This is a genomic window from Acinetobacter sp. S54 (genome assembly GCF_016624945.1).
Classification (GTDB): domain Bacteria; phylum Pseudomonadota; class Gammaproteobacteria; order Pseudomonadales; family Moraxellaceae; genus Acinetobacter.
The window spans coordinates 30,625-54,878 of record NZ_JACVUI010000014.1 but is presented as its reverse complement, the minus strand read 5'-3'; the positions used below and the strand labels follow the sequence as shown (position 1 = coordinate 54,878).

At 39.7% G+C, this 24,254-nt stretch carries 26 protein-coding genes; 16 read left to right on the top strand and 10 right to left on the bottom strand.

Annotated elements, in window-relative coordinates; translation table 11 throughout:
* The first annotated feature begins 140 nt into the window (after positions 1–140).
* Entirely contained in the window at positions 141–911 is a 771-nt protein-coding gene (locus IAE20_RS14730; RefSeq protein WP_227611105.1) for a hypothetical protein, read from the top strand.
* 59 nt (positions 912–970) lie between these two features.
* Here IAE20_RS14730 and bfr read toward each other — a convergent pair whose 3' ends face one another.
* The 6 genes from bfr to gmk form a co-directional block, all read right to left on the bottom strand.
* Positions 971–1,435 (bottom strand): heteropolymeric bacterioferritin subunit Bfr, encoded by a 465-nt coding sequence (bfr, locus tag IAE20_RS14725; protein WP_200461532.1) that lies wholly within the window; start codon positions 1,433–1,435, stop codon positions 971–973.
* Positions 1,436–1,677: 242 nt separating this feature from the next.
* Positions 1,678–1,872, bottom strand: a complete 195-nt coding sequence (locus IAE20_RS14720; RefSeq protein WP_004683388.1) for a bacterioferritin-associated ferredoxin — start codon at positions 1,870–1,872, stop codon at positions 1,678–1,680.
* 154 nt (positions 1,873–2,026) lie between these two features.
* On the bottom strand, positions 2,027–2,410 hold the full coding sequence (locus IAE20_RS14715; RefSeq protein ID WP_200461531.1) for a RidA family protein: 384 nt from the start codon (positions 2,408–2,410) through the stop codon (positions 2,027–2,029).
* Positions 2,411–2,527: 117 nt separating this feature from the next.
* Entirely contained in the window at positions 2,528–4,639 is a 2,112-nt protein-coding gene (locus IAE20_RS14710) for a RelA/SpoT family protein (RefSeq protein ID WP_200482652.1), read from the bottom strand.
* 390 nt (positions 4,640–5,029) lie between these two features.
* The gene (gene rpoZ / locus IAE20_RS14705) at positions 5,030–5,311 is read right to left on the bottom strand and encodes a DNA-directed RNA polymerase subunit omega (RefSeq protein WP_120371097.1); all 282 of its coding nucleotides are present in this window, start codon (positions 5,309–5,311) and stop codon (positions 5,030–5,032) included.
* A gap of 67 nt (positions 5,312–5,378) precedes the next feature.
* Positions 5,379–6,002 carry a guanylate kinase gene (gene gmk / locus IAE20_RS14700; protein WP_200482651.1) on the bottom strand — a complete coding sequence of 208 codons (624 nt, stop codon included), beginning with the start codon at positions 6,000–6,002 and terminating at the stop codon, positions 5,379–5,381.
* 143 nt (positions 6,003–6,145) lie between these two features.
* On the opposite strand from gmk, the gene ispH reads away from it, so the two are divergent.
* The 12 genes from ispH (at position 6,146) to rplS (ending at position 17,719) form a co-directional block, all read left to right on the top strand.
* The gene (gene ispH, locus IAE20_RS14695; RefSeq protein WP_200482650.1) at positions 6,146–7,096 is read left to right on the top strand and encodes a 4-hydroxy-3-methylbut-2-enyl diphosphate reductase; all 951 of its coding nucleotides are present in this window, start codon (positions 6,146–6,148) and stop codon (positions 7,094–7,096) included.
* A gap of 144 nt (positions 7,097–7,240) precedes the next feature.
* Positions 7,241–7,690 carry a GspH/FimT family pseudopilin gene (locus IAE20_RS14690; protein ID WP_200482649.1) on the top strand — a complete coding sequence of 150 codons (450 nt, stop codon included), beginning with the start codon at positions 7,241–7,243 and terminating at the stop codon, positions 7,688–7,690.
* Positions 7,684–8,196 carry a type IV pilus modification protein PilV gene (pilV, locus tag IAE20_RS14685; RefSeq protein WP_200482648.1) on the top strand — a complete coding sequence of 171 codons (513 nt, stop codon included), beginning with the start codon at positions 7,684–7,686 and terminating at the stop codon, positions 8,194–8,196. Before IAE20_RS14690 ends, pilV begins: the two co-directional genes overlap by 7 nt.
* Positions 8,196–9,314, top strand: coding sequence for a PilW family protein (locus tag IAE20_RS14680; protein WP_200482647.1), 1,119 nt, complete (start codon positions 8,196–8,198; stop codon positions 9,312–9,314). Before pilV ends, IAE20_RS14680 begins: the two co-directional genes overlap by 1 nt.
* Entirely contained in the window at positions 9,311–10,075 is a 765-nt protein-coding gene (locus IAE20_RS14675; protein WP_120371091.1) for a PilX N-terminal domain-containing pilus assembly protein, read from the top strand. Before IAE20_RS14680 ends, IAE20_RS14675 begins: the two co-directional genes overlap by 4 nt.
* A gap of 15 nt (positions 10,076–10,090) precedes the next feature.
* A complete protein-coding gene (locus IAE20_RS14670; RefSeq protein WP_200482646.1) occupies positions 10,091–14,365 on the top strand; it encodes a pilus assembly protein PilY in 4,275 nt (1,424 codons plus the stop codon).
* Positions 14,366–14,376: 11 nt separating this feature from the next.
* Entirely contained in the window at positions 14,377–14,832 is a 456-nt protein-coding gene (locus tag IAE20_RS14665; RefSeq protein ID WP_227611103.1) for a type IV pilin protein, read from the top strand.
* Positions 14,826–15,290: a type IV pilin protein gene (locus IAE20_RS14660; protein ID WP_200482645.1), complete on the top strand. Its 465-nt coding sequence runs from the start codon at positions 14,826–14,828 to the stop codon at positions 15,288–15,290. The genes IAE20_RS14665 and IAE20_RS14660 overlap by 7 nt, the downstream gene beginning before the upstream one ends.
* 149 nt (positions 15,291–15,439) lie before the next feature.
* Positions 15,440–15,697 carry a 30S ribosomal protein S16 gene (gene rpsP / locus IAE20_RS14655; RefSeq protein ID WP_004923845.1) on the top strand — a complete coding sequence of 86 codons (258 nt, stop codon included), beginning with the start codon at positions 15,440–15,442 and terminating at the stop codon, positions 15,695–15,697.
* 17 nt (positions 15,698–15,714) lie between these two features.
* Complete coding sequence (gene rimM / locus IAE20_RS14650; RefSeq protein WP_200461522.1) at positions 15,715–16,263, top strand: ribosome maturation factor RimM; 549 nt, start codon at positions 15,715–15,717, stop codon at positions 16,261–16,263.
* A gap of 53 nt (positions 16,264–16,316) precedes the next feature.
* The gene (gene trmD, locus IAE20_RS14645) at positions 16,317–17,069 is read left to right on the top strand and encodes a tRNA (guanosine(37)-N1)-methyltransferase TrmD (protein WP_200461521.1); all 753 of its coding nucleotides are present in this window, start codon (positions 16,317–16,319) and stop codon (positions 17,067–17,069) included.
* Between the two features lie 278 nt (positions 17,070–17,347).
* Positions 17,348–17,719 carry a 50S ribosomal protein L19 gene (gene rplS / locus IAE20_RS14640; RefSeq protein WP_200461520.1) on the top strand — a complete coding sequence of 124 codons (372 nt, stop codon included), beginning with the start codon at positions 17,348–17,350 and terminating at the stop codon, positions 17,717–17,719.
* 58 nt (positions 17,720–17,777) lie between these two features.
* Here the strand turns inward: rplS and IAE20_RS14635 are convergent, their stop codons facing one another.
* Positions 17,778–18,740 carry an esterase/lipase family protein gene (locus tag IAE20_RS14635; protein WP_200461519.1) on the bottom strand — a complete coding sequence of 321 codons (963 nt, stop codon included), beginning with the start codon at positions 18,738–18,740 and terminating at the stop codon, positions 17,778–17,780.
* A 93-nt stretch (positions 18,741–18,833) separates the two neighbouring features.
* On the bottom strand, positions 18,834–19,877 hold the full coding sequence (locus IAE20_RS14630; RefSeq protein ID WP_200482644.1) for a lipase secretion chaperone: 1,044 nt from the start codon (positions 19,875–19,877) through the stop codon (positions 18,834–18,836).
* 149 nt (positions 19,878–20,026) lie between these two features.
* Here IAE20_RS14630 and truB point away from each other — a divergent pair, with 149 nt between their 5' ends.
* The 3 genes from truB to IAE20_RS14615 all read left to right on the top strand — a co-directional run bounded on the left by truB (position 20,027) and on the right by IAE20_RS14615 (position 22,308).
* A complete protein-coding gene (gene truB, locus IAE20_RS14625; RefSeq protein ID WP_200482668.1) occupies positions 20,027–20,932 on the top strand; it encodes a tRNA pseudouridine(55) synthase TruB in 906 nt (301 codons plus the stop codon).
* Positions 20,933–20,945: 13 nt separating this feature from the next.
* Positions 20,946–21,716, top strand: coding sequence for a sulfite exporter TauE/SafE family protein (locus IAE20_RS14620; protein ID WP_200461517.1), 771 nt, complete (start codon positions 20,946–20,948; stop codon positions 21,714–21,716).
* Between the two features lie 142 nt (positions 21,717–21,858).
* Positions 21,859–22,308, top strand: coding sequence for a hemerythrin domain-containing protein (locus tag IAE20_RS14615; RefSeq protein ID WP_200482643.1), 450 nt, complete (start codon positions 21,859–21,861; stop codon positions 22,306–22,308).
* 45 nt (positions 22,309–22,353) lie between these two features.
* Here the strand turns inward: IAE20_RS14615 and IAE20_RS14610 are convergent, their stop codons facing one another.
* Positions 22,354–23,232, bottom strand: a complete 879-nt coding sequence (locus IAE20_RS14610) for an EamA family transporter (RefSeq protein ID WP_200461515.1) — start codon at positions 23,230–23,232, stop codon at positions 22,354–22,356.
* 97 nt (positions 23,233–23,329) lie between these two features.
* Positions 23,330–24,211, bottom strand: a complete 882-nt coding sequence (locus tag IAE20_RS14605; RefSeq protein ID WP_200482642.1) for an EamA family transporter — start codon at positions 24,209–24,211, stop codon at positions 23,330–23,332.
* Positions 24,212–24,254 lie beyond the last annotated feature (43 nt).

The following is a 24,254-nucleotide window of genomic DNA, read 5'->3' as shown; positions in this document are numbered from 1 at the left end:
AAACGCAGTTTAAAGTACAAAAACTGCAATACAGCATTACAAGTTATGCAATCAAGCCAAGAGTTTGGTGAGGATGAGAATTCATCTGACCAATAGCAATAAAACAAAATAACAAATAAATAAAGGAGCTGCATATGCAAATGCGCCGTTTAATGATGGGTTTGGTTCTCATCATTTTGTTAGTGGCATGTGTCTTCTGGTTTTATAAAAACTCACAATATCAGCGCGACGATGCTTATAACCAAAAAATGTTTGATGTCGTGATGTCTGAAAAAATGCAGCAGCTTTACGATCAGGCTCAAAACTGGGAAAAGCCGATCCATCTGGATGTGCATGATAAACGACTGTATGGCGATTATAAAATTGTGTCCGAATTTTTGTTGAATTATTGGATGGAAAATGCCGAAGCCAGAAATCTATATTTACGAGAGCTAAAAGCCACTCAATGGGATAAATTTCTAGATGTTGATCGACTTGACCAAGATCGGCAAAAAAATTATGCAGAAACCTCACAAATGCTAGCTAATGTTAAAATGATTGAAACCAATTACTTACAGGACACAAGTGAATTACAACGGCATTTCTTCAATCAGGCACGTAGTTTATCCATTAATCCTCAAATGAAAGCCGCTCTTTTACAAAAATTAAGTCAAAAACAGGAACAACCTAAGGAGTACGCATTATTTAATCTGGAGCAACAAATTTATAATAAAGCAGAACAAATGTTTGAGTTACTCAAAAATCATCGTTGGCAAAAACAACAAGGTAAAATCTCATTCTATGAAAGTAGTCAAGTCAAACAATTTAATACACTCTATCAAGATGTATTACGGCTGAATGCAGACATTGAAAAAATTAAAAGTCAAAACGCGCAAACTTTAGAACAAGATGTAACCGCAGCTACACAATAAAAAAGGCAAATAATCAATAGTTGCCTTTTTCTGTTTTTTAAAGAAACAATGTAAATGAATCAAACCTGACTTTGAATATAGTTTTCGATACCTACATCTTCAATTAAGTCAATTTGTGTTTCGGTCCAATCCCAAAATTCTTCTTCTTTTTCTAGAATTTCACGAACTAAATCACGAGAGACATAATCTTGGGCCTGTTCACACACTTCAATCGTTTTCTTTTCGACTTCAATGTTTTCTTTTACCTTACGTACATCACACTTTAAAACTTCTGCAGTATGTTGGCCGATATAAAGCTTGCCAAGATGTTGCAAATTTGGAAGACCTTCTAAAAATAAAATACGCTCAATAATTTTATCGGCATGTTTCATTTGACGGATCGATTCTTTATATTCGCTTGAGCCTAATTTTTCAATGCCCCAGTCATTACACATACGTGAATGCAAAAAATATTGATTAATGGCGGTTAAATGATGATAAAGCACCTGATTGAGTTGATTGATAACTTCACGATTGCCTTTCATTGTGCTGACTCCCAAAACAAGTTTTGACCCGACAGTAAGATTCAAGGCCATCTTTTAAGCTAAGTTTAATCAAGATTTTGGGTTCAAGCGAGTAATTTATGGAACAGCAAATGAAAATCGCAATCAAAAACAACTAAATATAAAATTGAGAAAAAATAAAACCCGCTTAGAGTCACAAGCGGGGAGGAGAATATGATCTGGGGATCATGATGATATTGTTATAATTATGTTTAAAATAGAATTTAAGCAGCAACTGAAATGCGTGCAGCAATTTCAGCAAGTTCATCACTAATAATATTGCGGGCCTCTGGCGCGCAACGTCCGCAACATGTACCCAAATCTAATAAATCACGAATTTCACGATAGCTTTCAGCACCGTTTGCAACAGCATCTTTAATATCTTGATCGGTAATACCGCGACATAAACACACGTACATCAGACTTATTCGCATTATGAAATGGGATAACTGATATTATTGATAATTATTATCGTTTGTCAATGAAATTCATTTAAAAAGAGGATTTTGATCATTGCCATTTTGAATAAAAAAATACCACCTAATAGGTGGTATCGATTGCAAATTGATCTAATTATGAGTTGATAATCACGATACCATCCATCTCTACCAAAGCACCTTTTGGCAAACTTGCTACTCCTAAGGCCGCACGTGCAGGATAGGGCTGCGCAAAATACTCACCCATAATTTGGTTCACTAACTGAAAATTAGATAAATCAGTCAAGAAAATATTTAATTTCGCGATATCCGCTAATGTTCCACCAGCTGCTTCACAGACTGCTTTTAAATTATCAAATACTCGGCGGATTTGCGCTTCAATGCCTTCAACAAGCTCCATGCTATAAGGGTCTAAACCAATTTGACCCGATAAATAAAGCGTGTTGTCCACTAAAATTGCCTGAGAATAGGTTCCAATCGCAGCAGGTGCATTTTCAGTATGGATCACTTGACGGGTCATTGATTTTTCCTCAATCTAAACTATTCCCCATCATAATCCATGCGGCGGCTGGACAAAAGGTCGATCCATGAATTATCCAGAATTAATTCATTCTGTTTGAGTCATGCAATGAGGGCTTTAACTGGCTTGAGAGCTTTCCATAATCGAAGGGGGAAGAGCGAGGCGAGAAATACGGGGGAAATTGAATTGCATGCGTAAATCTCGGATGATTTGAGCAATTTGCTTTCGATTATTAACTACAATGTTGGCATAGGTAGAATCAGCATTAGGATAAACTTGCTCTACTCCGATATGCGATTTACGACATAAATAGATTAACTCAGAGACTTGTTCATCATCCATCGCCAATTCTACACATAAATACGCATTAAAGCTGACATCTTCCAGATCATCGGATTGCCAATGTAATGGCATAATATTTTCTGGATGTAAATGCTGTTCATGCAGTAAATTATGACATCGTGCACGATGTACAATGAGCCCGCGACGTGACAAATGGCCTTGAATAGGATCACCTAAAACAGGATTGCAGCAATGCGCATATTTGACATCAATCCCTTCAGTTCCCTGAATTAACCTATCGGATTCATGTGTTTCAACGGGCGCTGTATCTTGTTGCACATATAAATGATTAGCGACCAGTTGCGGTAACAGATCCCCTACCGCAATCTGTTCAAATAAAGCGTTTTGGGTCTCAACATGACGCCATTGTAATAAATCAAGCCAGTCCGATTCAGATAAATCATTGATGGATCGGTTAAATAGTTTTAAGGCACGATTCAAAGCTTGTTGTCCAACTAAGCGCTGTTCCTCAATGTCTTGATCACGCAAAATATTTTGTAAGGCGCGGCGTGCCTTTTGAGTATTAATAAAACTTAACCAGTCTGGATTAGGTGTGGCTAAAACATCGGTAATAACTTCGACTACTTGACCACTGGTTAATGGAGTAGAAAGGGGGCGAATTTCACCATCAACTTTGGCACCTACGGCATGATTGCCAAGAAATAAGCTAGCAGCATAGGCAAAATCAACAACGGTTGCGCCTTGTGGTAATTCGTGCAAGTGACCGTGTGGTGTGTACACCCAGATCTTTTCCTGATGAAGATAATCCAACAAATCATTAAATGTAGTTTTGGCGCAGGCATCATCAATCAGGGTATTTAAATTCTGCATGGAAGCCTGAATTGCTGATCGGCAAGCCTGTGGGGCATTTTCACCAAGTACCACACCAAAACGCGCTGCTTTACGCATGAGCTCAGTTTGAATAGTTAAGGACAGCGTAGTATTTTCACCTTTGAGTTTCATCAATAAAGATTGATTACCACCTGGAAGTGGACGTCGAATATGATCTTCGTAATGTAATACTTCGAAATTTTCCCTTAACGCTTCAACCAAACGATCACAATCGGCAATGCTATGTAAAATAATTTCAAAGGCATGGCTATGCGTCAGTTCATGCAAATCAATTTCATTTTTCACAAAATGACGTAATAATTCAATATTATTGTTTTTCTTTTTAATTCGACCATTTAACTGGTAGGCCAGAAGTAAATCAGCTAAATGCTTTTCCCATTGAGTCTGATACTCACAGCGTTTGGGTTTACTTTCAAGTAATGCTGTTTGTACATTATTGTACATATCCAAATCTAGATTCTGATAACACAACAATTCAAGGTTATCCGCCATTTCATTCATACCGACAATACGCGCCATAGGTACAAAAATATCGAGCGTTTCTTGTGCGATTCGTGCGCGTTTATCTGGGCGCAGGGCATCTAACGTGGTCATATTATGATAGCGATCTGCTAGCTTGATAATAATGACACGTGGATCTTGTAAGGTAGCTTGTAAAATTTTACGAAAAGAAGCTGCTTTATTAAATTGTTTATCGCTTGAATGGGTAAGTTTAGTCACCCCATCGACCAGATCTGAAACGGTACGCCCAAAACGCTCCGCAACATCATCTTTAGTATATTCCGTATCTTCAATGACATCGTGTAATAACGCAGCCATCAAGGTTTCTGCATCCAGCCGCATATGCGCTAAAATACAGCATACTGCAATAGGGTGCAGTACATAAGGCTCTCCACTTTTACGGGTAATGCCCGTATGTGCCAAATCGGCAAAATCACAGGCAGCAAGCACACGCTCGACATCCTCAACTTTTAAATAGGCATCGATAATAAGTTTGAGCTGTCGCTTGGCTTGGCTGACCTCTTCGCCTGGCATAGAGCACCTTTATTTGCAGTGAATAATTAGAATGTACCTATCTCTTAATGAAATGCATATTGCAAATTTTGTCAATTTGTTCACAAAAAATATGCGTTGGTAAATTTCAATAGAAGAGATCGGCAGAATCAATCGAATCTTACAGTTGTATCAAATCTTTTATTGAGATGCACCATTTTTGATGGGCAAGATGCATTTTTTTAGGCAGTTTAATGTAATGAGTGTTTTATTTTTGAGCAAAATGGCTGGGTTGAAATAAAGAATAGAGAAAAATTGATGACAAAAAGATGAATATGGAAAAATTAAATTGTAATGTGAAGCCGCAGATTATTATATTTTCGGGTATAAAAAAGAGTGCTATATAAGCACTCTTTTTCACTGAACAAAAGCTTATTGGAAAGAAAAGCCTTCCAGATTTAAGCTATTTGCAGATAAAGCTAAATCAAGACTAGACGTTTGATAATCTTGATCGCGCTGTTTTAAAATATCTTTAGTGACATGACCTGTAGCAATTTCACGTAATGCAACTACAGTTGGCTTGTCATTGTCCCATTCTACAGTCGGTTCAATGCCCTGACGAGCCAGTTGACGCGCGCGTTTGCTTGCCACTAGTACAAGCTCAAAGCGGTTGTCTACATGGTCTAAACAATCTTCAACGGTTACGCGTGCCATATAAATTCTCGGGTTATAAATACAACTAGACTGCGAAGTATAAAATGTATTGGGCGCAGACTCAAGTTTATTCGTTATTCGGAGTGATGAGCTGTTCAATCAAAGGCTGATGACGATAAACTTGCTGTGCCAAAGTCAGGCGGTTTGCAGTAATAATGGATTCAAGGTCGTGCAGTGCTTTATTAAAGTCATCATTAATAATCACATAATCAAAATTGACATATTGCTGCATATCTTCAACGGCACAGCTCAAGCGATGCTCAATGATTTCAACAGAATCTGTGCCACGGTTGGATAAGCGCTGACGTAAATCAAACTGGCTAGGAGGAAGAATAAAAATTTGTCGGGAATCAGGGAAAAGCCGGCGAACCTGTTGTGCACCTTGCCAGTCAATTTCGAGTAATACATCATGACCTTTTGCAAGTTGCTGTTCTACAGTAGCTTGTGAGGTTCCATAATAGTTACCAAAAACCTCAGCATATTCAATAAAACCACTCTGTTCAACGTGGCTTAGAAAAGCGTCTTTTGTGGTAAAATGATAATGTACGCCGTCGAGTTCACCTGATCGCTGTCCACGGGTGGTATGCGAAACGGAAACGTGTAAATTGGTGACACGCTCCAGTAGGGCTTTGACTAAAGATGTTTTGCCTGTTCCTGATGCAGCAGAAACGACAAACAATAGACCCGACATGATATTTTTCCTGATATGATAAAATATCTTCGCTATTGTAGTGTACCGACAGCTTAAACTAAAGAGTCGAAGACCAACTTTAGCCCGCTATCTCACTTAAAAATTTAAAATATTGTTCATTTCAGTCAGTTGTTGAGGATCATATGCAAATCGTATTGGCAAATCCACGAGGTTTTTGTGCTGGTGTAGACCGTGCGATTGCAATCGTCAATCGTGCACTTGAATGTTTTAGCCCTCCCATTTATGTGCGTCATGAAGTGGTTCACAATAAATTTGTGGTAGATGATTTGCGTCAGCGTGGTGCGATTTTTGTTGATGAGCTGGATCAAGTTCCAGATGATTCGATCGTGATTTTTAGTGCACATGGCGTTTCTAAAGCTGTTCAGCTTGAGGCGGAGCAGCGAGGCTTAAAAGTCTTTGATGCCACGTGTCCTTTGGTCACTAAAGTGCATATTGAAGTGACTAAATACGCACGTGAGGGTACAGAGGCGATTTTAATTGGTCATGAAGGTCATCCAGAAGTCGAAGGCACCATGGGACAATATGACAAAAAAAGTGGCGGAGATATTTATCTGGTTGAAGATGAAAAAGATGTTGCTGAGCTGGCGGTAAAACATCCTGAAAAGTTAGCCTTTGTGACACAAACTACTTTATCTATCGACGATACAGCTAAAGTCATTGATGCATTGCGTTCACGTTTTCCTCATATTCAGGGACCACGTAAAGATGACATTTGCTACGCTACGCAAAACCGTCAGGATGCGGTACGCGATTTAGCTGCGCAGTGCGATGTGGTGCTTGTAGTAGGTTCTCCAAATTCGTCCAATTCCAACCGACTTCGTGAACTTGCAGAGCGTATGGGGAAATCGGCGTATTTAGTGGATAATGCAGATCAGCTTGAACAGGTTTGGTTTAAACCTCAGGATAAAATCGGGGTAACAGCAGGTGCATCTGCTCCAGAAATTTTAATTAAACAGGTCATTCAGCGTTTGCAAGATTGGGGAGCAGAAGCACCAAAAGAGTTAGATGGGCGAGAGGAAAATATTACATTTAGCTTGCCAAAAGAGTTAAGAATACAAGTGGTTCAAGCTTAATTTTTACCCAGTAAAGACCTAAAAAAACGGATGAGTGCTACTCATCCGTTTTTTTACGCCCTTAATCTTGATTGTATTGGTTCTGTAAAAAAAACAGTTAATCTAGAATCATAAAAAAAGCGGTTATAAAAAGTAGGGCGGACAATGGTTAAGGGTTCAGGATTTACGCTAATTGAATTAATGGTCACTATTGCAGTGTTAGCAGTCATTGCGACAATGGCGGTGCCTTCTTTTAGGAATATGGCTTTGGCACAAAATTTTAATAGAAGTACGCAGCAGCTTGTATCTCAGTTGAATCAGGCACGTTCAAAAGCTGTGTTAGAGCGTAAAGAAATGACAGTCGATTTAAGTAAAACTGAACAAACTCCAGATACTGCAACAACCCTATATTGGATACCCACAGGCGATGCAGTTTTAAAATCTGGATCACCGACAGAAATTACTTTTTTATTGAGTGGTGGTGTGAAAGATTTTGATGCAGATATTAAGAATAAGCCTTTTGTGATTTGCAATAAAAGCGGTGGAGATAAATCTAAAAGTATTGATATATCTTTAATGGGTACAGTAAATATTACAGAGAGCTCAACATGCTAATAACTATAAAAAATCAACGTGGCGTAGGATTAATAGAGATATTAGTCGCGTTACTAATTTTGGCAATTGGCATATTAGGATTTATTGCTTTGCAATACCGTGCAGTTGAGGCCACATCCGAGAGTAATTATCGAGTTCAGGCAATGAATCTTGCAAGAGATTTAGCAGAGCGAGTACGTGTCAATCGAGGAGCATTGGCAACTTATGAAACTGAAATAAAAACAGCAGCCAACCAAACAACTTCGACAAAAAATTGTTTTACCGCAGATTGTAATGTAACAGAGTTAGCTGATTTTGATGTGGCTCAAATCACTACAAGAGCACATTCAGTAGGGATGTCGGTAAATTTAGTTGCTTGTCCTGGCAACAATGACAATCGTAATTGTGTTTATATTGCTTGGGGGGATACGGCTCCCCTTAATGGAGAAGCAAATGGGGAGGGAAATTGTACAACCAGTACAGCTTATGATCCTGTCTCAACGTGCTTGATTATGGAGATGTACTGATGCTAAAAAATCAAGCAGGACTGACTTTAATTGAATTAATGATTTCTCTAGCGTTGGGGTTAGTGATTTCTGCTGCTGCAATAATGTTATTTCTTACGGCTCAACGTAGTTATACCCTCCAGCAAGGAATGACCGATTTACAGGATAATGCTAACTTTGGTTTAAATTACATAACAAGAGATATTCGTCTAACAAATTTAAATATCTCTGTTTCTGAAATTAATGATCAGACGAGTTATGGCGGAGTTGTTTTAACTTCTTCTGTTAATGCGACGAAAGATGGATCATATACTCCTGCTAGGCCTTTAAGTAATTTATTTCGCACCATCGTTGGAAATAGTGCTGGGGTTAATTTTCTATCTAGAAGTAATGGGATGAGTGCTGGCACTGCGCCGGCATGGACAGGTGCCTCCAATGTTGTTACCGATTCCGATGGAAGTTTATCAAGTGATCAACTGACTATTCAATATCGACCGCAGTATATTCTGGATGATAAAGGCTCAACAGCTACCAGTGATGATGAGTGGGTAGGCGGTTATGATTGTGAAGGGCGTGAACTGAGATTTAAGGTTGAAGATCCTGGGGGAGGTCTTCCCTTTGGTCAGCAAATGATTGTTCAACGTTATTTTTTAAGATCAGACGCTAGTGCAGCATCTAATGAACCTAATACTCCGCTTGCTTTAGCTTGTGAAGCTGGTTTTTATGCCATTGCTGAAACACCAGCAGTTACAAAAGTAGAAGGTGGAGCACCATCTTCCGCCCTGGGGACTCGATTATTTGGTAGTACTTCCGGGCAAATTATTATGAAAAGAGTGGATTATTTTAGGGTGTTATTAGGTGTCCAGAGTGGTGCCAATTATCGCTATATTTCATTTAAGGATTATATGGATATTGCAGCAGGTTCACGTCCAAGGATTCTTTCTATACAACTAGGTGCATTAGTTCGTTCTGCTCAACCTGCAGGTAATGATGCCATTATTGATAATAGCCAAATATTTCAGGTCTTAGACCAATCTATTAAGGTTAAAACGCCAGCTGCATCCGCGCCAAAATATGTGAGGCAAGTGGTCGTGCAAAATATCGCATTGCGTAATACTTTTGGGGAGAGAGGGAAATGAGACATTATTCATCTCAACGCGGGGCGGCCTTAATTGTAGTAATGATTATGCTATTAGTTATTATGATTATTGGGACTCTTGCAGTGCGACAAAGTTTAATTTCACTAGGTATTGCTACAAATGGTCAAGCACAACAGTTATTAATACAAAATTCAGATAGTGCTTTTTTCAATGTTGAAAGAGAAGACAATTTAATTCAAAGCTTAACTGCAAGTGGCATGTTTGGTTATATCAATGGCGCAGCAAATAAAGATAAAGAAATGGTGTTCTGCTTTCGAGGGGAAGAGTCCGCTTTTTTTGATATTAATCGAGCCAGCTTAATGATGTGGGAAGCAGGAAAAACCCAGCCTACAAATGACGCCTTAGGTAAAGATGGCTATTGCAGTGTTTCTGCCTCAAGCGGGAACTTTTTTACTTCTGGACGTAGAGCAGTAATGACACAGGTTTCCGTTAAGTTTTCTAGTCAATCAGAAAATGATCCATTTTATGCAATGCAATATGGTACCGATTCAAATGGCGTAAAATTTGAAAAAAATAAGCCTGTAAAGGTATTTGCAGTATCGATTATGCCGACATTCTCTAGCGAGTCATCGGCCGATATTGATGAATGTCTCAATTCGCATATGAGTGAAGTCACTATGCCATCAGGAATAACGCCAGCTACAGGGGCAAAAGATAGTGTGACAGAATGTTTGGCACGTCGAAATATACCGTTTACTACCCAAGTTACCGAATACCTAATCGCGCAAGATTTTGTATAAGTAGGAGCAAGGAAAATGAAGCAGATTCAGAAAATACTAAAAAAATCCTACCCTCATAAATTGCTTGCGACCAGTATTGCGGCAATATCTACCAGTTTAATTATGACCAGCGTTGTTCAGGCTAGCGATATTGATATTTATCAGGAAGCTAAATCAGGACAAATTACGCTAATGTTTATGCTGGATATTTCGGGAAGTATGGGGGCGCCGCAATTAACAAATGATGCAGGGGCTTGTGACGCTCCAAGTAGTAATGGTAGTGGTAGTGAAGATTCGACTAATGGTTCACCGACCTACAAGCGTTATTATTGTAATGTAACGGATACAACAAGAACTTACTATTATAAGCGTACTGGTAATAGGAGTAACAACTATGCTTATTATCGTTGTGGTACTAGTGGTTCGATCTCACAGAGTGATTGTATAACATCTATCTCTAGCTCCAATATGTCTACAACAGATATGTCCACAACAAGTAGTGGTAGTGGAAGTAGTACAATTACTTATTATTATAAAGATGTAACCGGAGCAACGACTAAATATTATGACCGTATTACTCGCGTTAAAGACGGTTTGTTCGATTTGCTATATGGGAATACAACTAAAGGGATTATTCGTTTAGATGATGCCAAGGTCATTGGTTTATCAACTTACTCTCGACCAACCAGTTTTAATAGTTCGGGTGCACCATTAACTGCTGATAATACCACAGGTCAAGTACGTATACCTGCACGGCCATTAGGTACCATTGTTAATGGTGTTTCACAACGTCAGATTTTGTTAAATGAAATCGCTCAATTGGGAGCAAGGGGGGGGACGCCAACGGCCAATGCTTATGCTGAAACAGCAGCATATTTATTTGGAACAAGGACAGCTGGAACAACCACTGTAAATATTCCGAAGTATTTTAGATATTATCCTGATGTAATTACCACTTCAGGAACGACATACTCTGCTTGTGGTAATGCTTCTGCGAGTGGTAGTACAAATAGTTCTAATTGTACTTATACACCAACTACAGCACCAACGGCAGCAACACTTGCGAGTTACACGGCAAGTACTTCCAGTTCAACCAGTGGGAAAGTAATAACATATACAACGCTATATTATACAGGTAGTTCAAGCAAAAAATATTATTATAAAGGTGTTTATACTAGTACTACTTCGACAGGAACAACACCGTATTATCAAAGTTGTACAGCTTTTACCTCAAGTGGTTGTACTACATGGGGTTCAACTGGTACAACTAACCCTGCTACAGTACCGTATAGTACCTCGTCATGTACAGTTCCAGTAAGTGGTACAAGTACTACAGGTAATTGTGTATATGAAAACGAAGACTTTAAGACCTCAGCAACGGATAGTGGTTTTGAAAATTCTTATACTGACACCAAAAATACCGATCAAACCTTCTATAAAAAACCTGACTCCTTGCAGCAAAGTGATGAGGTTAAGCAATGTAGTGGACAAGGGATATATGTTCTTACAGATGGTGCACCAAATAATAATACAAGTGCCCAGTCTTTAATGAAAAATGCCTTAACCGCTGCAAAAAGTTCGACTTTGAGCTGTACCGATTCTGATACTGGCTGGGATTGTATGCATAAGTTTGTACAAAATTTATTAAATACAGTAAATAATCCAGCAGGTTTAAAAATTAGAACGGCCGTTGTTGGTTTTGGTTCTGATTTTAATAACTTATCTTCTTTTGATCGAACAAAAACACAGGCACAAAATATTGCAGCATTAGGTACAATTGATACAGATGTTAAAAAAGCCGCATATTGGGGAATTATTGGAGAAGGGGGGTGGTATTCAGGAAATAGTTCACAAGATATTGTTAATAGTGTTAATTCATTTTTAGGTGACTTAAATACAGATATTCCATCAGTGACCACGGGGTCGCCAACAATTCCAAAGGATATGCTGAATCCGGCTGTTTTACAGGATGATGCTTATTACCAACAATTTCAGCCTTCTCCAGACAAAGGTTATCAGCTCTGGGCGGGAAATTTAAAGAAATATTTAGTTGCGGAATCTGGAAAGTTAGAAGGCCGAAGTGGAGCAAGCGTTACAGATAGTAAAGGTAGATTGATTACCCCAACTTACGACGATAGCGGTAAATTATTAACTGCTACTTATGATTTTTGGTCAACGAGCATTGATAGTAGTAGCACTATTGCTGACGCAGATGAAAATACATTTGGAAGTAAAAAGTTTTCAGCGAAAGGTGGGGCTTGGTCCCAACTGAAATTGCGTACGGATACAGATGGAAAAGTTCAGCGTAAGTTGTTTACCAATCGCGTAGCAACTGGAACAGGAACTTCAGCAACATTTGGTGATGGAACAAGTCTAAGACAAATTAATTTGGATTATTTAACAGATACTACCTATCAGAATGATCCAGATCGTGGTTATTTAATTAGTTTATTGGGATACGTGGTTGATGCCGCTAATCCATCAACGATTACTGCCGCCTCTTTAAATACGGCAGCTGAATTACGTCAAATTGGTTCAGTAATGCATTCACTTCCAGTATTAGTAACCAATAAAGGTAAGGTTGCATATAACTCCACTACAAAGAAAATAGAATCAACTAATCGGGAAGACTATGTATTGTTTGGTACTACACAAGGTTTATTGCAAGTTGTGGATGCTAAAACGGGGCAAGAAAAATTTGCGTTCGTACCTAATGAAATGGTTGATAGTCAAAAACAAGCATTTCTTAACTACACCTCGACTAATGGTGGAATGAGTAATCTTTACTATGGTATAGATGGACCTTGGGCTTTATATACTGAATACGTTATTGATAGTTCTGGAAATTTGACTGTAGGAACAGGTAAGGGAACAAATCAGAAAGGTAAACAGTTGGCGTTTGGTGGATTACGTATGGGTGGCCGAAGTTATTATTCTTTGGATTTGGCAAATATTAGTAATCCTGCATTAAAATTCCATATTAATCCTGATGCTGTAACAAGTGGACCACTCAGTTATATGGGGCAAAGTTGGTCGAAACCGGCACTTGGCTATGTAAATTGGAATGGTAAACGTACCTTAGTGATGTTTGTTGGCGGTGGTTATGACACTGGCTATGAAAGCGATGGCTATGATCAAACTAATAAGAAAGGTGCTGGAATATATATGTTTAGTGCCGAAGACAGCGTAGATAAAAATGGCAATACAATTAAAGCTGGTACTCTATTATGGTGGTCAAGCGCAAATGCAAACACGAGTACAGGATCTACCTTACCTATTGGCACAAATAATGAAAATTTAAAATATAGTGTTGTTAGTGAAATTCGTACTGTCGATCGAAATGGTGATGATCTTATTGACCATTTATACTTTGGTGATTTGGGTGGGCAACTGTTCCGTATCGATTTAGATAATAACGCATCGAGTTTAACTAGTTTCGCCAAAACTCCTGTTCGGTTATTAAACTTGCATGAAAATAGTGGTAAAAGCCCTCGTTTTTATGATATGCCAGGATTCTCTATATATAGTAATAATGGTGAGACTTTTGCGGTCATTTCCATAGGAAGTGGTAATCGTAGTAAGCCTTTAGTGAGCTATACAACAGGCGCTGCTAATACTAATAATGATGCAGTTTATAATATTTATGATAAAGATGTAGCGAAAAAAAGTTTATTTACTACAGGCAGTTCAAATACTCAGAATATTACTCGAGCGACTTTAGGCAAGCTGACAGAAAGCAATCGTTATAGCGATACTACCCTTATCGCTCCTTATGGAGGGAAAGATGGTTGGTATTATGAATTTGATAACTGTGTTGCGGGTATAGATGGAACAAAAACAGGGTGTAGTGACTATAAGTTGCAAAGTGAAAAAGTGTTTGGTACCCCGCTTGCAATGAACTATCGTTTATATGTTTCGACATTTGATAGCAGTAAACCAGGGCTTTCTGGAGATTGCGGTGCGGGTGTTAAAGGAGAAAGCTTATTAAGTTCATTCTGTTTACCTTATGGGCAATGTAAATCTTCATCTGTGGATGATGGAGGAAGTCGAGGAGCACCTATAGGCATTGGTATCCATAATGTGACCGTAGGTAATTGTACAGGTGATAATTGTGGTGGAGGAACTAGTGGAGGAACTGGTGGAGGAACTGGTGGAGGAACTGATGACGGTCCAGTGGCAAGTGCTTCTAATTATTGTGCTAGTACAGGTGGACGTATGGCTATTACAGTGACTGGTGGAGTGGGTAAAGGCGAAGCAACCCAAATGTGTTTAATTCCACAACGCTGGTATGAACGTGCCAGTCTAAAATAAAGGGGTAATTTATGAAGCATATTTTATCCCAGAGACAAGGTTTTACTTTGATAGAACTAATGACAGTGCTAGCAATTGTTGCAATTTTTGCAGCAATTGCTATTCCAAGCTATCAAGGGTATGTTCGCCGTGCTCAAGCGTCTCAGGCTCAACAAGAAATTCAACGTATTGCAGGTGAGCTTGCTCGCTGGAAATCTAGGAACTTTAACTACCTTGGTTATAATCTATCTGCACGAACAGTACAGGGGGGATATCCCTCTACAGCTTTTGAAGTTAGAGATGCGGCAGTAGGTAATCCATTATTAACAGCCGCTACAGCAAGTGGTCAAAATTGGGCAATTCGTGTGCTAAATGATGATGAAAAAAATTACTCATTTTTAATGACGAGTACAGGTATACAATGTAAAAATAAAACTCAAGCAAATATTACATTTACGACCTGCGGTATTGGTTCGGAGGAATGGTAATGAAGAGCTATGGGTTCAGTTTGATTGAATTAATGATAGTAGTGGCTATTATTGGTATTTTGGCCGCAATAGCATATCCATCTTATCAAGAATATGTTCATAAGACTAAACGTACTGACGCGCAAGCAGATATGATAAATATTGCGAATAGACTGCAAAAATATAAAATTGTAAATTTTTCTTATCTAAAATCAAATGATTCAGCAATTAGCTTAAGTGATATCGGTCAATCTAGTCAAATTCCTCAATCTAGTACTCCTCTATATGACTTAGCCTTATCTAATGTCACAACTGGAACATGGACACTGACAGCGACTCCAATTACAAACGCTGGTCAATTCGGTGATGGGCATATTGTATTGAATCATAGGGGAGAGCGTTGCTGGACTAAAGGAACGGATAAGAATGATGGAACCCCGTGTGTACCCTCTGCCACCTCCAACTGGGATGGCCGTTAAACTCTAAATTCAAAACTGCGGATAACTCTAAAAAGCATCTTTCATTTGGCTTAAATATCACGTAGAATATCGCCCTCTATGAAAGGGGTTTGAAGTGTTGCCGATGGTCGGCTACAGGGATAATCCGTAAGAATTATAAGGCTTTTATCATGGTTGTTATTCGTTTAGCGCGCGGTGGTGCAAAAAAACGTCCATTCTATCAAATCGTTGTGACTGATAGCCGCAATGCACGTGATGGTCGTTTCATCGAACGTATTGGTTTTTTTAACCCAACAGCTCAAGGTCAAGCAGAAAAACTTCGTTTAGATGCAGACCGTTTTGCTCACTGGGTTTCTCAAGGTGCTCAACCATCTGAGCGTGTTGCTTCTTTAGCTGCTCAAGCTAAAAAAGCTGCAACTGCTGCTTAATCAGTAGTAGGTAATCCATGACCTCAGCACTGAATGTTCCCGAAGATCGTATCCAGATTGGACAGTTACGTTCAGCCTATGGTTTAAATGGATGGCTCTGGGTGTATTCCAATACAGAACCTATGAGCAATATGTTTGACTATCTGCCTTGGTACATCGAGACCAAAGCAGGTTGGCAAACTATAGATGTAAAACGCTGGAAACCGCATGGTAAAGGTCTGGTTGTGAGCTTAAAAGGTGTGAGTGATCGCACTACTGCTGATAGTCTGGTAGGTGCCAATATCTGGGTTGCTAAATCACAATTGCCAAAAGCAGATGTGGACGAGTATTACTGGTCTGATCTCAAAGGTCTTACAGTGTTGGGACTAAGTGAAGATGAGCAAGAAGTAAATCTTGGGCAGATTCATGAGCTTTTTGAAACAGGTGCCAACGATGTCATGGTGGTTCGTGCCACTGCGGATAGTGTGGATGCTGAAGAGCGCATGATTCCTTGGCATAAAGATGTAGTACAGCGTGTTGATCTTGAAGCGGGTCGTATTTACGTCAATTGGGGCGTAGATTACTAAATTACGAATAAGTAGTGGAGTACGAACGCAGTAGGAAAATAGAGGAGTCTGCGATGTTTTTTGCAGTCATTACACTGTTTCCTGAAATGTTCGATGCAATTACTGCATATGGGATTAGTGGTCGTGCAGCCAAGCGTGACATGGTACAGGTGACCTGTATCAACCCACGTGATTTTGCACAGGGTAACTATAAACGAGTGGATGAACGTCCATTTGGTGGTGGCCCTGGTATGGTGATGATGGCTGAGCCTTTGGCAAAAGCAATTCAACATGCCAAACAACTTGCGAGCCAAGCAGGATGTGTTCATGCACCTGTGGTGTATATGTCGCCACAAGGTAAAACCTTAAATGAACAGGCGGTACAACAATTCGTCCAATACGATGGCTTAATTGTACTGTGTGGTCGTTATGAGGGCGTCGATGAGCGTTTGATCCAGCGTTATATTGATCAAGAATGGTCAATTGGTGATTATGTTTTATCGGGTGGTGAATTGCCAGCGATGGTGCTTTTAGACAGTATTATTCGGCGTCTGCCAGATGTTATGTCTGATGAGCAATCGCATATACAGGATTCTTTTGTGGATGGTTTGTTAGACTGCCCGCAATATACCAAGCCTGACCATTTTGAAGGGCTAGATGTGCCTGAGGTACTGAAATCAGGACATCACGCCAATATTGAAAAATGGCGTTTTTTGCAACGTTATCAACGTACACTTGCGCGCAGACCTGAGTTGCTTGAGCAGGTTACGTTGAGTAAGCAGCAAAAAAAATGGCTCAAAGATGAACGAGGGAATGGCAGTGATTAAATGATGGCTGCCCTAAGGAGTGAAAGCTCCGCCAGAAGGTAAAAGCTTTGCTTTTGCACGACGATAAGCAAACATGATGATTGTTTTTCCCCGTACCCAACGAGAAGCGTTGCTTCGAGTTCTGCTTAAACTTGGTTTAAGTTAAAAATAGGCTCTTTAAGTTAAGGCAGTTTTGTTTTGTCTTAAAGGGAAAGTTAAACGGGTTGATATGCGCTTTAGCCTCTATCCCCAGCGGTGTAAGAGACCTCTTCTCTCCCGCAAATATTGGAGATTCCACAATGAGTGGTAAACATCCTTTAGTTCAAGCAATTGAAAATTCACAGTTAAAATCAGACATTCCTGCTTTTGCTCCTGGTGACACAGTTATTGTCCAAGTTAAAGTAAAAGAGGGTGATCGTGAGCGTCTTCAGGCATTTGAAGGTGTTGTGATTGCGAAGAAAAACCGTGGCCTAAACTCTGCGTTCACTGTTCGTAAAATTTCTAGCGGTGTTGGTGTTGAGCGTGTTTTCCAAACTCACTCTCCAGTTGTTGCTAAAATTGAAGTGAAACGTCGTGGTGATGTTCGCCGTGCGAAACTTTACTATCTTCGTGACTTGTCTGGTAAAGCTGCACGTATTCGTGAAAAATTGCCAGCACGTAAACAAGGTTAATCTTAACTTTGTTTTCAAGCAAAAAAATGCGCCGAATCTGGCGCATTTTTTATGTTTGTTATAAACCTTGTAGTTTAAGACGATTAGCATGTTGACGATAAAGCGACACAGGATCTGCCGAGAAAACACTGCGTAACCCGAGTACCTGATTCACTTCATCAAAATGATTATGATAGTAGTCATCTCGAATGGTTTTTCCGAGTCGACTGCTGCATTGACTCACCAGACCATCATTCTTTTGACCACTAAATGCGACGTAGCCCATTGAAGTAAGTAAGGTATCAGGATCTAGGAGGTTGGTAGTTTGTGCAGCACCTGTCCATGAATAAAATGCAATACCGTTGGCCGTTGCAGGCCCATCCTGACAAGCTTTGGATGGCAAGCCGAGTGGAAATTTAGTATTAAATTCTGCTGCCCCCTGAGCAGATAAACTACGAATAGATGCTTTAAAATCACTGGGCAATTTAGACCGAAGTTGTGCATAGCTAATAATAGGCGAAACTAAAGCATCTACCGCAGCAGCCAGTGCAGTATTGAGTAACGGCACGTTCTGAACCAAATCAGCGACAGGAGAGCCAAAGTTTGTACCCGCTACGCTAGTGACTGAGGAAACTAGATCTGGTCTGACCCCTGCAATATAACGTGCTGTTGGACCGCCATGACTGTGGCCAATGAGATTGACTTTGTTTTTTCCAGTCAGTGCAACGACTTCTTCGACTTGCTGTAGGAGTTGCTCACCACGTACTTCTGTGGATTCAAGTGGTGAAACCTGTGTCGCATAGGCAGTTGCCCCATTTTTGGCTAAATCGGGCAATACCTGATACCAATAATCCAACCCAAATTCGGCTGAACCTAAACGGTTGAATCCAAACATTCCATGTACAAATACTAAAGGGTATTTGGTTTTGGCATAGTCTGAAATAACATTTTTTGTTTCTGCACTTTGTAACCCTTCCGCAGCAAAACTGCTTTGGATTACAAGGCAACTGAGAAGTCCTGTTATGAATAATCTTGATCGCATTTGATCTTATCCTCTTTTTTGTTTTTGGATTTTTTGCTGGCTGTCCTCTCCAGCAAATGGTTTAAAAGGCATCCTCCTGTGATTACTATTATTTTAATTGGAAAAAGGTAATTTCCCGCCTTGATCGTGAACTGATTCAAACGTTTGTAAGCGTAGCTGCTCTTGTGGTTGGTCAAAAGACTGCTGGCGTAATTGATGAATGGCTTGTTGCTTGGCCGCCTCAGACATACTGCTACTTAAAATATTGTCACGCTGATCTAGATATTGATTAACTCGACTTTTCCAACTATCACGGTTTTGATCCAATGTTTCTAAACGTTGGGTAGCCTCTGCTCCCACCAGATTCAAACGCATCTGCCGCAATTCACTTGGAGAGCCATGACGCTCTTGAATTGCTTGAGTTAAATGTCTCAGTTCTTCAAGTTTTGTAGTCTGTTGTAGGTTTTCCTGCCAATCTTGAGGAAGTTGATCGAATAGTGCTTTTAAACGTTTGGCTTTATCGCTTTCAGAGAGATTTTTATCATCCAGTATTGCCATACGGTTCAGTGTGTATTCATGATAAATATCCTCGCTCCCAAACAGTCCCGAAATTTCATAAGCGGAGAAAAATTGTTGGCGTAGATTTTTCATATTGCTAAAAATTGCACGATAATAAGCTGGGTCATCCTGTTTTAAATTCGGTGGGGTGAGTTCTCCAAGCTGCTGGCGATATTTTAAATAACGACTCCAAAGATCCTGAATCTGGGATAAAGCAGGTTGTTGATAATTTCCCTGTAAATACTTTTTAAAATCAGCGTCAATTTGGGGAATACTTTTTTCGCCATACTGGCTAATAAAATATTCAAAGCAATCCTTGGTTTGCTCATTCACGATTAAACTATTGTGATTATCCAGCTGAAGCTGGCAGTTAATCTGGGTGTCTGCCTGACTCGGGCTATTGAATGTTGATGAGCTTAAATTTGATAAAGGGGATGATGGCGTCAAAGCACTTTGCCCGATGATCTTTTGCTTTGAGTTTTCCTGAGTAGATATTGACCCATTGGCGGGCTGAGGTTTAAGCCAGAATACCAAACCAATCACGAGCAGAAGAATAAAACCAATAGTGATCCAAACATAATGATTGCGAAATCCTTGCATCTAGAGATCCATCCCTATTTCATTTTTTGTTTTAGTAGATTTAAAGAATCCATTCATAAAAATAGCACACTAAACATAAAATACTGTAAAAATGGATAAGCGGATTTGATAACATGGCGGCAGTTTTGACTGCCTTGCACTGGACACACATGACCGCTAAATCTGGAAAAATTCCTCGTCGCCACTTAAGTGGTGTTTTTCTGTTGAATAAACCTTTAGGAATTAGCTCAAATGCGGCACTACAAAAAGTTCGCTGGTTGTTTCGGGCACAGAAGGCGGGGCATACAGGTGCACTTGATCCATTGGCCACAGGCTTATTGCCTATTTGTCTGGGAGAAGCCACCAAGTTTTCGCATTATTTATTAGATTCAACCAAGCGTTATCAAACTGTAGTCAAACTCGGACAAACCACTTCAACGGGTGACGTGGAAGGGGAGATCCTACAAACCAGAAGTGTTCCAGTATTGACCCGTGAAAGTATTGAGCGAGTACTAAATCAGTTCCGTGGTGAGATTGAGCAAGTACCGCCTATGTACTCAGCCTTAAAGCGCGACGGACGTCCTTTGTATGAGTTGGCAAGACAGGGTATTGAAATTGAACGTGCAGCCCGCCCTGTGACGATCTATGAGTTAAAATTAATTGATTTTGATGCAGAAAGTTTAACCTTGGATGTGACTTGTTCTAAGGGAACTTATATTCGTGTATTAGGTGAAGATATTGGTGAAGCACTCGGTTGTGGTGGTCATTTAACCCAGTTACATCGTACTCAGACGGGGCATTTTGAATTAATTCCAGAATATAGCATTGAATATTTAGAGCAACTTAATGAATCCGCTCGCGATATGCTATTATTGCCGGCCTACGCACCAGTCGAATATTTACCGAAAGTTCAAATCCCTGAAGGTCGCCACAAATACTTCTGCAATGGTCAGGAAAGCAATATTGAACATGGGCCTGCGCCTGAAGTTCTAGTGTTTGATCAGGATCAATGTTTGGGTCTGGCTGAAATTACCGATAAAAAAAGATTGGTGCCGAAGCGTATTTTAAACTTATAGGCATAGCTCCCCGATGGAAATTGAAGTCATACTCAGCTTAATCTTTTTTGCGTTTTGTGCAGGTGCAATTGATGCAGCAGTAGGTGGCGGTGGCCTGATTCAGATTCCTGCGATTATGAGTACTTTTCCGCAAATGTCACCTGCAACGGTGATTGGAACGAACAAACTTTCATCGGTTTTTGGAACGGCTTCTGCCGCATATACCTTTGTACGCAGGGTTAAACTACAATGGAAACTGCTTGCAGTGATCGCAGTTTGTGCACTGATTAGCTCCTTTTTAGGTGCGGCCTGTCTGTCATTAATTCCTCAATCTGTTTTGCGCCCATTTGTATTTGTAATGCTCATCGTTATTGCGATCTATACATTGATTAAAAAGAACTTTGGGCAAGTCCATGTCGCTTTAAGCATTACTCCTAAAGTTTTAGTGTTGGCTGCAATTGGCAGTCTACTCATTGGTTTTTATGACGGTATTTTTGGTCCGGGAACAGGTAGTTTTTTTATTTTTTTCTTTATCCGCTTTTTGAATGTTGATTTTTTGCATGCCTCAGCATTATCAAAAATCGGAAATTTTATGACGAATATTGCCGCTCTTAGCTTTTTGGCGCCTACAGGCCATGTTATTTTTCATATCGGTTTAATGATGGCAGTCGCCAATGTTATTGGTTCGGTTGTTGGTGTACGTGTTGCGCTGAAATATGGCAGTGGATTTGTCCGGATCATCTTTTTGATTTTAGTTTCAATCCTCATCTGTCGTATTGGTTATCAAATGTTTGTAACAGGCTAATGGCTAAAGCAACGTTCTGAAACAGATTTTGACATCAATAATCTTTTTTTATCACATCAAAAAAGTAAACTGGAGGTAGCCAAAGGGTTACCTTTTTCTTATTTAGCCATATGATAATAGCCAGAATAGGATCTATAAATAGATGAATATTTTTGAAGCATTGCGGGAAAGTCATGAAAATCAGCGTTTACTTTCAGAGCGACTGGTACAAACGCATGGACATACTGAAGAACGAGAACAATTATTTAAAAACTTAAAAAATGAACTGTGGGCACATTCGGTTGCTGAAGATCGCTATCTTTATATTCCCTTGATGTTTAATGATATTGGGCTGGATATTAGTCGCCATGCATTATCAGAACATCATGAAATGGATGAGTTGGTTGAGCAGCTTGAAGAAACGGATATGAGTAGCCCTAGTTGGTTAGCGATTGCTAAACAATTAAGTGAAGTCGTTCATCATCATTTAAAAGAAGAAGAGCATAAATTTTTCCAACAGGCAGGAAAAATTTTAGATGACAAGCAAAAAGAAAAACTGGGTCAGCAATATTTAAAAGAATATGCAAAGTATAAGAACAATGAACTCGCCTGATGCCCCAGTAAAAATATCAATAATATTTTATAAAATTGCATAAAGTCAGGAACTGGCAGTGTCAGTTACCTGACCCGATGCACGAAACGTTACCCCAATGGAAGCCAACATAATAAAACCTAATGCGATCCACTGTAATAACGTAATATTTTCACTGAGTAAAACCAGACCTGCAAGTGCAGCTAAAGCAGGCGAAAGACTAGAAAGTGTGCCATAACTCAGTTTGGTCAGTCTTTTAAGCGCAAATAAATCTAATGCATAGGGGATCGCAGTAGCTAGAATGGCGATCAGTAATGCTTTGGGCCAATGTGCAGGATTGATTAGGTGCTCAGGTTGATGTACTAAACCGATGGGAAGCAGAATTACTGCTGAAAGGCTAATTGCTATGGTTAATGCATGCATACCAATGTTTTGACGTACTACTTTATGACCAAAATAAATATAAAATGCCCAACATAAGCCAGCGCCAAGTGCAAAAGCGGCGCCACTGATGGAAAAATTAGCCTGTGCCGCCTGTTGCCACGGCACCATCAGGGCGATACCTAAAATTGCACAAAAGACCCAAATATAATCACGCCGTTGTTGAATCGAAAGCAAGGCTAGTCCTAGTGGGCCAATAAATTCAAGCCCGACCGCGATTCCTTGTGGAAGTTTGCCCAGTGACATATAAAACAGCACATTCATTAGACCTAATGCACCGCTATAACCGAGTAAATCTCGCCATTTGAGTGTGGAGAGTTTAGTTAAAATCCTCCATGAGCGAAACATGAAAAAAACTAAAACCGAGGCAAAACAGAGTCTTAAAATGGTAACACTTAAAGGATCCAGTACGGCGATGAGTTGTTTGGCAAAAGATGCGCTAATCTGATAACACATCATCGACAGCAACATGGCAATAACAGCAATCAATGGGGTGTTAGGCATGATTAAGGCTCAACATAAGTAAATGTATAAAAGGGATTAAAATAATCTGTCTAATAAAATCTCGAATAAATCCATATCCAAATAAATAAGACCTTCATCAAGAAATCGTATCGGTACTTTTGGCTCGTTGAGTTGTTACTGTACAACCCACTGAAGCAGTAATAATCGTCGCTAAAGCAAGCCATTGACTCCATATCAATTTTTCACCTAAAAAGATAAATCCTGAAAATGCAGCAACAGCAGGTTCCATACTCATTAGCGTGCCAAAACTAAGAGCAGTCAGTCGTTTTAATGCCAGCATTTCCAGCGAAAAAGGCAAGGCACTGGCTAAAATTGCAAGCGCAATAAAATAAAAAATATGGGGAAGTTCAAACACATGAGCGACCGAACCTGTCATAAACGCAATGGGGAGTAAAATGATCATCCCTACGCTCATGCCTAAAAATACTGTGTGATTCCCTGATATACCTGAAGGTTTTTGCCCCGCAATAATATATAAGGCCCAACAGACCCCTGCAGCTAATGCAAATGCAATTCCGATGAGATCAAGATGATGACTGGCTTGATGAAATGGAAACAATAAGAGTAAGCCCAAAATCGCACAACATACCCAGATCAGATCATACTTTTGTCGCGCATAATATAAAGCAATGCTAAGGGGACCCACAAATTCAAACGCTACCGCAATCCCTAAAGGCAAGCGTTGTAATGATAAATAAAACAGCGCATTCATTCCAGCCAGTGCAATCCCATAACTAATAATGGCTTTCCAACGAACCTGCTGCCATTCAATTTTCCATGCCTGAAAAATGATTGCTAAAATCAGCGCCCCAAAAAATAGACGCATGGCTGAAACTGTCAAAACGGGATAACTTTGAAATAAGATTTTTGCGAGAGAACCACTACTCTGTACACAGATCATCGCGACAAGCAAAAAGATGAGTGCCTGTAATTGTGACTTTGGACTGGATAACGACATTTTGAACAAACGGTATATTTTATATCATCATAATTCATCTTGA

Excerpts from the sequence above, each read along its gene's own strand:
- pilV (WP_200482648.1), top strand. The coding sequence starts at position 7,684 with ATGCTAATAACTATAAAAAATCAACGTGGCGTAGGATTAATAGAGATA.
- rpoZ (WP_120371097.1), bottom strand. The coding sequence starts at position 5,311 with ATGGCACGCGTAACCGTTGAAGATTGTTTAGACCATGTAGACAACCGC.
- truB (WP_200482668.1), top strand. The coding sequence starts at position 20,027 with ATGACCGCTAAATCTGGAAAAATTCCTCGTCGCCACTTAAGTGGTGTT.
- IAE20_RS14730 (WP_227611105.1), top strand. The coding sequence starts at position 141 with ATGCGCCGTTTAATGATGGGTTTGGTTCTCATCATTTTGTTAGTGGCA.
- IAE20_RS14715 (WP_200461531.1), bottom strand. The coding sequence starts at position 2,410 with ATGACCCGTCAAGTGATCCATACTGAAAATGCACCTGCTGCGATTGGA.
- IAE20_RS14630 (WP_200482644.1), bottom strand. The coding sequence starts at position 19,877 with ATGCAAGGATTTCGCAATCATTATGTTTGGATCACTATTGGTTTTATT.
- bfr (WP_200461532.1), bottom strand. The coding sequence starts at position 1,435 with ATGAAAGGCAATCGTGAAGTTATCAATCAACTCAATCAGGTGCTTTAT.
- rpsP (WP_004923845.1), top strand. The coding sequence starts at position 15,440 with ATGGTTGTTATTCGTTTAGCGCGCGGTGGTGCAAAAAAACGTCCATTC.
- rimM (WP_200461522.1), top strand. The coding sequence starts at position 15,715 with ATGACCTCAGCACTGAATGTTCCCGAAGATCGTATCCAGATTGGACAG.
- IAE20_RS14720 (WP_004683388.1), bottom strand. The coding sequence starts at position 1,872 with ATGTACGTGTGTTTATGTCGCGGTATTACCGATCAAGATATTAAAGAT.
- IAE20_RS14620 (WP_200461517.1), top strand. The coding sequence starts at position 20,946 with ATGGAAATTGAAGTCATACTCAGCTTAATCTTTTTTGCGTTTTGTGCA.
- IAE20_RS14635 (WP_200461519.1), bottom strand. The coding sequence starts at position 18,740 with ATGCGATCAAGATTATTCATAACAGGACTTCTCAGTTGCCTTGTAATC.
- ispH (WP_200482650.1), top strand. The coding sequence starts at position 6,146 with ATGCAAATCGTATTGGCAAATCCACGAGGTTTTTGTGCTGGTGTAGAC.
- IAE20_RS14680 (WP_200482647.1), top strand. The coding sequence starts at position 8,196 with ATGCTAAAAAATCAAGCAGGACTGACTTTAATTGAATTAATGATTTCT.
- IAE20_RS14670 (WP_200482646.1), top strand. The coding sequence starts at position 10,091 with ATGAAGCAGATTCAGAAAATACTAAAAAAATCCTACCCTCATAAATTG.
- trmD (WP_200461521.1), top strand. The coding sequence starts at position 16,317 with ATGTTTTTTGCAGTCATTACACTGTTTCCTGAAATGTTCGATGCAATT.
- IAE20_RS14710 (WP_200482652.1), bottom strand. The coding sequence starts at position 4,639 with ATGCCAGGCGAAGAGGTCAGCCAAGCCAAGCGACAGCTCAAACTTATT.
- IAE20_RS14615 (WP_200482643.1), top strand. The coding sequence starts at position 21,859 with ATGAATATTTTTGAAGCATTGCGGGAAAGTCATGAAAATCAGCGTTTA.
- IAE20_RS14610 (WP_200461515.1), bottom strand. The coding sequence starts at position 23,232 with ATGCCTAACACCCCATTGATTGCTGTTATTGCCATGTTGCTGTCGATG.
- gmk (WP_200482651.1), bottom strand. The coding sequence starts at position 6,002 with ATGTCGGGTCTATTGTTTGTCGTTTCTGCTGCATCAGGAACAGGCAAA.
- IAE20_RS14675 (WP_120371091.1), top strand. The coding sequence starts at position 9,311 with ATGAGACATTATTCATCTCAACGCGGGGCGGCCTTAATTGTAGTAATG.
- IAE20_RS14605 (WP_200482642.1), bottom strand. The coding sequence starts at position 24,211 with ATGTCGTTATCCAGTCCAAAGTCACAATTACAGGCACTCATCTTTTTG.
- IAE20_RS14690 (WP_200482649.1), top strand. The coding sequence starts at position 7,241 with ATGGTTAAGGGTTCAGGATTTACGCTAATTGAATTAATGGTCACTATT.
- IAE20_RS14660 (WP_200482645.1), top strand. The coding sequence starts at position 14,826 with ATGGTAATGAAGAGCTATGGGTTCAGTTTGATTGAATTAATGATAGTA.
- IAE20_RS14665 (WP_227611103.1), top strand. The coding sequence starts at position 14,377 with ATGAAGCATATTTTATCCCAGAGACAAGGTTTTACTTTGATAGAACTA.
- rplS (WP_200461520.1), top strand. The coding sequence starts at position 17,348 with ATGAGTGGTAAACATCCTTTAGTTCAAGCAATTGAAAATTCACAGTTA.